The 5,871-nt window shown below is 44.9% G+C and carries 5 protein-coding genes, 1 tRNA gene and 1 pseudogene; 4 read left to right on the plus strand and 3 right to left on the minus strand.

Annotated features, from left to right (window positions below):
• Nucleotides 1-33: 33 nt before the first annotated feature.
• Together QUA80_RS32825 and QUA80_RS32830 are read right to left on the minus strand one after the other, a co-directional pair.
• Entirely contained in the window at nt 34-393 is a 360-nt protein-coding gene (locus QUA80_RS32825; RefSeq protein WP_333429095.1) for a GUN4 domain-containing protein, read from the minus strand.
• 228 nt (nt 394-621) lie between these two features.
• Nucleotides 622-692, minus strand: a tRNA-Cys gene (locus tag QUA80_RS32830).
• A gap of 74 nt (nt 693-766) precedes the next feature.
• Between QUA80_RS32830 and cpdA the strand changes: the two genes are divergently transcribed.
• The 3 genes from cpdA to QUA80_RS32845 all read left to right on the plus strand — a co-directional run bounded on the left by cpdA (nt 767) and on the right by QUA80_RS32845 (nt 4,264).
• Nucleotides 767-1,648 (plus strand): 3',5'-cyclic-AMP phosphodiesterase, encoded by an 882-nt coding sequence (cpdA, locus tag QUA80_RS32835; protein WP_333429096.1) that lies wholly within the window; start codon nt 767-769, stop codon nt 1,646-1,648.
• Between the two features lie 191 nt (nt 1,649-1,839).
• Entirely contained in the window at nt 1,840-3,318 is a 1,479-nt protein-coding gene (locus QUA80_RS32840; RefSeq protein ID WP_333429097.1) for an alpha-amylase, read from the plus strand.
• A 169-nt stretch (nt 3,319-3,487) separates the two neighbouring features.
• Nucleotides 3,488-4,264 (plus strand): SDR family NAD(P)-dependent oxidoreductase, encoded by a 777-nt coding sequence (locus QUA80_RS32845; RefSeq protein WP_333429098.1) that lies wholly within the window; start codon nt 3,488-3,490, stop codon nt 4,262-4,264.
• A gap of 123 nt (nt 4,265-4,387) precedes the next feature.
• On the opposite strand, the gene cofG is transcribed toward QUA80_RS32845, so the two are convergent.
• A complete protein-coding gene (gene cofG / locus QUA80_RS32850; RefSeq protein ID WP_333429099.1) occupies nt 4,388-5,350 on the minus strand; it encodes a 7,8-didemethyl-8-hydroxy-5-deazariboflavin synthase subunit CofG in 963 nt (320 codons plus the stop codon).
• A gap of 360 nt (nt 5,351-5,710) precedes the next feature.
• Here cofG and QUA80_RS32855 point away from each other — a divergent pair.
• Nucleotides 5,711-5,871 (plus strand): annotated as a pseudogene (locus QUA80_RS32855) (photosystem II q(b) protein); the annotation flags it as partial.

A 5,871-nucleotide genomic window follows, 5' to 3' on the forward strand; every position in this document is an offset into this window, starting at 1 on the left:
AGTCTGGGCATCGATCTGTTCTACCTTCTACATCTACATATAAATGGTAGCTCTATTCACGCCCAAGTGTACTAGTTCACTAAAGGTAGAGAAGCTTGCTTTAGCCCGTCTTTCCTGACAAATTATTTTCCATAGCCTATTTTGAATACTAAAACCAAACTTCGTATCACTGTAATATTGCCATAGTAAATCGATTGTGCATAAATCTGTGCAAGGGAATTTCTCAATATCTTCAATTGTTAAGGATTCATAATCTCTCTGATTTTTTCCACTAATCGTTAAGATTAATTTTGTGGTCTCAGCATCAGCTCCTAGCCAATTCCTTTTAACTAACAAGTCGTGTAGCTTGGTGTAATCTGCATCAACTTCAGATAAAAGTTGAATTTCAGCCATACTATATACCTATTCGATCTATGATTACCTTTGATATTAGAAGATTTTCCTACTGAACAGAGTCCATCACATCAATCCGCAATTTCACTATTAATCTCATCAATCAGCGCTTCTAGTCCATCTGAATTATGCACCAACTGATCCGCCCGCTGTTATAAAGCCAAAACTCAACAGGGTTTTCTCGATCGCCCAAACGGCATCTTAGCCACATCTCACACAAATTAAAAAAGGCGGCACCCAGATTTGAACTGGGGGTGGAGGTTTTGCAGACCTCTGCCTTACCACTTGGCTATGCCGCCGTCACGTCAGAAATTTGACGTTTTCTTATAGTACACCAAATCTCGAAAATTTTAACATACCTGTCAAAAATTTCGTGAAGCGCAGCTATCCCGTAGGGAATCGGCTTTTTTTCCCACACCCCCAAAACCCATCCGAGGCTATTCTAGAACTACATCGATCGCCCGCAACACCCGCCATGACACCAGTTTCTCCCCTACTCGTCGCCCAAATCACCGACACTCACTTGTTTGCAGAGCTCGATCGAGAATGGAAAGGCCTCTCAACAGCCCGCACCCTCCAAGCTGTTCTCGATCGCCTGCAACAGATACAGCCGCCGCCCGAATTACTCCTACTCACAGGCGACTTGTCCCAAGACGAAACACCCGAATCCTACCAGCGCCTCGTCTCCCTCATCGCCCCCCTACAAATTCCCGCCTACTGGATACCTGGGAACCACGACAACATCCCAGTCATGGCAGAAATCTTAAATCAACCGCCCCTTTCCCCAGAAAAATCATGGATGCTAGGAAACTGGCAATTTCTATTACTTTCGAGTGTGGAAGCAGGATGCGACGGCGGGCGACTTTCCCCAGAAAGCTTGCATTGGCTCGACTCTCAACTGCAACAAACGGGCGATCGACCTGTTATCATTGCCTTGCACCATCATCCGCTGCCGATCGACTGTGAAATCATGGATGGAATGATGCTGCAGAATGCCGGTGAATTTTTGGCAATTGTCGATCAATATCCTCAAATCAAAATCATTCTTTGCGGCCACATTCACCAAGAATTTCAACAACAGCGGGGCTCAGTTACCTACTTGGGGACACCCAGCACCTGCATCCAACTTTTACCGAAAAGTCATCCGATTATCCTTGACGAAATCCCCCCGGGATTTAGATTGCTTGAATTGGCGATCGACGGTACTTGGAACACCAGAGTTGAGCGAGTTGCTGCAAAATCGCCACCCAATTAATATTTTTTAGTCTGCCAAAAATAATTATTATCAAATTTACATTCTGTTGTCAATACATCAACAGATAGATTTTTATGAGCAGCCCCATCTTTTATGATATTTATCAACCATAGATTGCAGACATACGTAAACTAGCGAGCTACGAACATAAATGTCGATCGCAATTTAACAAAACAGGAAAAACTAAATTTATGTCTGAACTAAATGGCGTGATGATGCAGTATTTTCACTGGTACACCCCCGCTGACGGCAGCCTGTGGAATCAGCTAGCGAAATCTGCAAAAGATTTAGCCAAAATAGGCGTTACATCCCTGTGGTTGCCGCCAGCCTATAAAGGAACGGGCGGCGGTATGGATGTGGGTTACGGCGTCTACGACTTATTCGATTTAGGCGAGTTCGACCAAAAAGGGTCTGTACGCACGAAATACGGCACAAAAGATGAGTATTTGGCCGCGATTAAAGCTGCACAAGATGCTGGAATTCGGATTTATGCCGATGTTGTCTTCAACCACAAATTAGGTGCCGATGCAGAAGAAGAAGCCGAAGCCACACCCTTCAATCCCGACAACCGGAATGACACAGTAGGCGAATATCAAAAAATCAAAGCTTGGACGCATTTTACCTTCCCCGGCCGCGACAAAAAATATTCCAGCATGGAGTGGCATTGGTGGCATTTTGACGCCATTGATTACAACGTTTACAACACAGAAACCCATGCCGTTTACCTGCTCAAAGGTAAAGAATTCGATCGAGGAGTAGACTTAGAAAAAGGCAACTTTGACTACCTGATGGGTTGCGATTTAGATATGGACAACCCAGAAGTCACCGGGGAATTAAAATACTGGGGTGAGTGGTATGTCGATACAACAAACGTTGACGGCTTTCGCTTCGATGCAGTCAAACACGTTAAAGCAGAATTTTTCCAAGAATGGTTGGAACACGTTCGTAACTATGTCAAACGCGACTTATTTGCAGTCGGGGAATATTGGTCTTATGAAGTTGAAGCTTTGCACAGCTTCATCGAATCAACAGACGGTAAAGTCACCTTATTTGACGCACCTCTCCACTACAACTTCCACGCTGCTAGCAAGGCCGGCAATAACTACGACTTGCGAACAATTTTTGATAACACCCTCGTTCAACAACAACCAACCCTCGCCGTTACCTTGGTTGACAACCACGATTCCCAACCCTTACAATCCCTAGAATCAGTTGTCGAGGCTTGGTTTAAACCCCTTGCCTATGCTTTAATTCTGCTGCGAAGCGAAGGATATCCGTGCATTTTCTACCCGGATTATTACGGCGATCACTATAAGGATACAGGAAACGATGGCAACGAATACGAGATTTGGTTAGACAAGCATCAATTTATTCTCGATAAATTATTGTTCGCGCGCCAAACTTATTCCTACGGCAATCAGTACGATTACTTCGACCACGCCAACACTATTGGCTGGACGCGACTCGGAAATGAAGAACATCCGGGCGGCATGGCTGTGGTACTCAGTAACGGAGACGATGGCACCAAGTTTATGGAAGTCGGACAACCGAATCGAACTTATATTGACATCACCGAACACATCAAAGAACCAATCACAACTAATGACGATGGTTGGGCTGATTTTCGGTGTAACGCCGGTTCAGTTTCTGTCTGGGTTCCGCAGCCGTAACGACTGTGTTAACAGCAAAAAGTCAAAAGCAAGATATCTTTTTACTTTTTGCTTTCATATTTTTGATAGCTAAAATCTATCTATAGTAGGACTAAAGCTCTCTCTTTAGTCCTATTTTTAGGCTATGCGATTGTGTATAATGTTATTTTACATAAATACATAAAAAACTATGAAACTTTCACCAAAAGTTGCCGTTATTACCGGCGGTGGGTCGGGAATTGGTCGTGCAGCAGCAATTTTAATGGCTAAGGAAGGCGCAAAAGTTGCTATTATCAATCGCACTTTAGAAACCGGGCAAGAAACCGTCCGCCAGTTGGTCGATGAAGGAGGCTGCGGGCTAGCTATTGCAGCAGATGTGGCCGATTCTCGGCAAATGCAAGAGGCATTTCAAAAAATTTTTGACGAATATCAAAGGATTGATATTGTGTTGGCAAATGCAGGTATTAACGGTGTATGGTCGCCGATAGAAGAGATAGAACCCGAAGAGTGGGACCGGACAATTAATACCAACCTCAGAGGAACGTTTTTGACTGTTAAGTATGCTGTTCCTTATCTGAAAAAACAAGGAGGTTCCATTGTCATTACATCGTCGATTAACGGCACCAGAAGTTTCAAGAAAGTTGGCGCCACAGCTTACGCTTCCACCAAAGCGGCCCAAGTAGCTTTAGCGAAAATGCTGGCGCTAGAACTTGCCCCCAGCCACATCAGAGTCAATGTTATCTGTCCCGGTGCGGTGGTGACTGCCATTGAGGAAAGTACCTCTAAACGAAATCTCGATCGCATCCCAGTCGCGCCTGATGCGATTCAAGATGTAATTCCTTTGAGGGATAATACCGCCGGTTCTAGTGAAGAAGTCGCGCAATTAGTTTTATTTCTGGTATCAGATGCGTCCAGCTTTATCACAGGCACTGAAGTGTGGATTGATGGGGGCGGTTCTTTGATTTAAAACCTCTATAGCAGCAATTTAAAGAATCTTGCAACCAATTACCCCTTACCAATAATTAATGACTGAAAATTAAGCAATTTGGTGACAAGCACCCGGATTTATCAGTAGGCTCAATTCTTCAATCTAACATCTAACATCTAAAATCGCTCTCCAATGTTTTACAGCATTTTGCAATGTCTGCGGCAGCCACTTATCGTACTGAGGATAAACAGGCAAACGCTGCACAAGTTGCCATCCCGATACTGCTAAAATTTCTGTTAAAGTTTGGTGTTGCAAGTGAGGATAATCGGGATTAACTTCATCCCGCGGCCCAATTCCTCCTAAATCTCTAGCACCTGCTTCTAAACAAGCCAGCAATATGTCTGGCTGTGCAACTAAATTGGGGGGAATTTGCAGCCTGATTTCATCAGGTAAAATGCTGCGGGCGATCGCAATTACTTCCGGCATTTTTGTAGCATCAAAAACTTCACCGTCCCAAATTTGCTGATTTCCGGGACTGTAGGGCTGCAGGATAACTTCTTGAATGTGATTGCAGGGCGAATGAATGCGGGCGATCGCCTCTAATGTCTCAATCCAATCTGCCTCACTTTCCCCAAGTCCCAGCAGCAAACCCGTTGTAAACGGAATCTTCAATTTCCCAGCCCATTCTAACTGTTGCAGCCGCAGCGCCGGCACTTTACTCGGTGCGTGCCTGTGAACCGTTTGTAACAAATCTGGGGCAAGCTGTTCTAGCATCAGCCCCATCGATACATTCACCTCTTTTAACAGTGCCATCTCCTCAAAGCTGAGCGGCCCCACATTAGTATGCGGCAAAAATCCCAGAGCAAGTGCCAGTTCGCACAAATCGTAAATCCGCTGGAACCAAGCTTTTCGCCGTTGACTTTGAGGATGTACCTCGCCGCTGAGGATGAGAATTTCAATTACACCTTGAGTTTGCAGGAACTTGAGCTGTTTTTCGGCTTCTGGTAGCGTCAGCCAAGGACTTTGCAGGGGTTCTGCCCGAAAATTGCAATAGGTGCAGCGGTTAAAACACTCGTAAGTGGGAACCAGAGTAAAAGCAGGGCTGTAGGTGACGGTGCGGGACATTCCTTGGGACTTTTATCGATCGGACTTACGCAACAACATATATCTGTCAGTACAAGTTTTGCGGTTTACCATCCTAACGCTTCATCTATCTTAACACTGACGGAAGTCCATAATCTCATTGCCCAGCTAAATTACGAGCATTCTGTTTCTCGTGCGACCGTCCAAAAAATCCCCACTCTGCTTTTGTAAAGCTTATACAGCAAGCCTTATGGCTTCTTATCAGCGCTGCTTATGACATTCATAACAAAAACTGTGCTTAAAACCCCTTTACAAACTGAAATAAAAGCTTTATGTTTATTTACATGGCGGAACACAAATCCGTCGCGAACATTGAAAACCAAATAAAGCAATCATAAAATCATGACCGCAACCTTACAGCAGCGCGAGAGCGCCAACGTCTGGGAACGCTTCTGCGAGTGGGTCACCAGCACCGACAACCGCATTTATGTAGGTTGGTTCGGAGTCTTGATGATTCCCACCCTGTTAAGTGCCACCATCTGCTACGTCATCGCCTTCATCGC

This window comes from Microcoleus sp. F4-D5, from assembly GCF_036704885.1.
In the GTDB taxonomy this organism is placed as follows: Bacteria; Cyanobacteriota; Cyanobacteriia; order Cyanobacteriales; family Microcoleaceae; genus Microcoleus.

Bases quoted from the DNA above. Each gene is read 5' to 3' on its own strand.
- QUA80_RS32825 (WP_333429095.1), bottom strand. From the start codon at position 393: ATGGCTGAAATTCAACTTTTATCTGAAGTTGATGCAGATTACACCAAG.
- QUA80_RS32840 (WP_333429097.1), top strand. From the start codon at position 1,840: ATGTCTGAACTAAATGGCGTGATGATGCAGTATTTTCACTGGTACACC.
- QUA80_RS32845 (WP_333429098.1), top strand. From the start codon at position 3,488: ATGAAACTTTCACCAAAAGTTGCCGTTATTACCGGCGGTGGGTCGGGA.
- cofG (WP_333429099.1), bottom strand. From the start codon at position 5,350: ATGTCCCGCACCGTCACCTACAGCCCTGCTTTTACTCTGGTTCCCACT.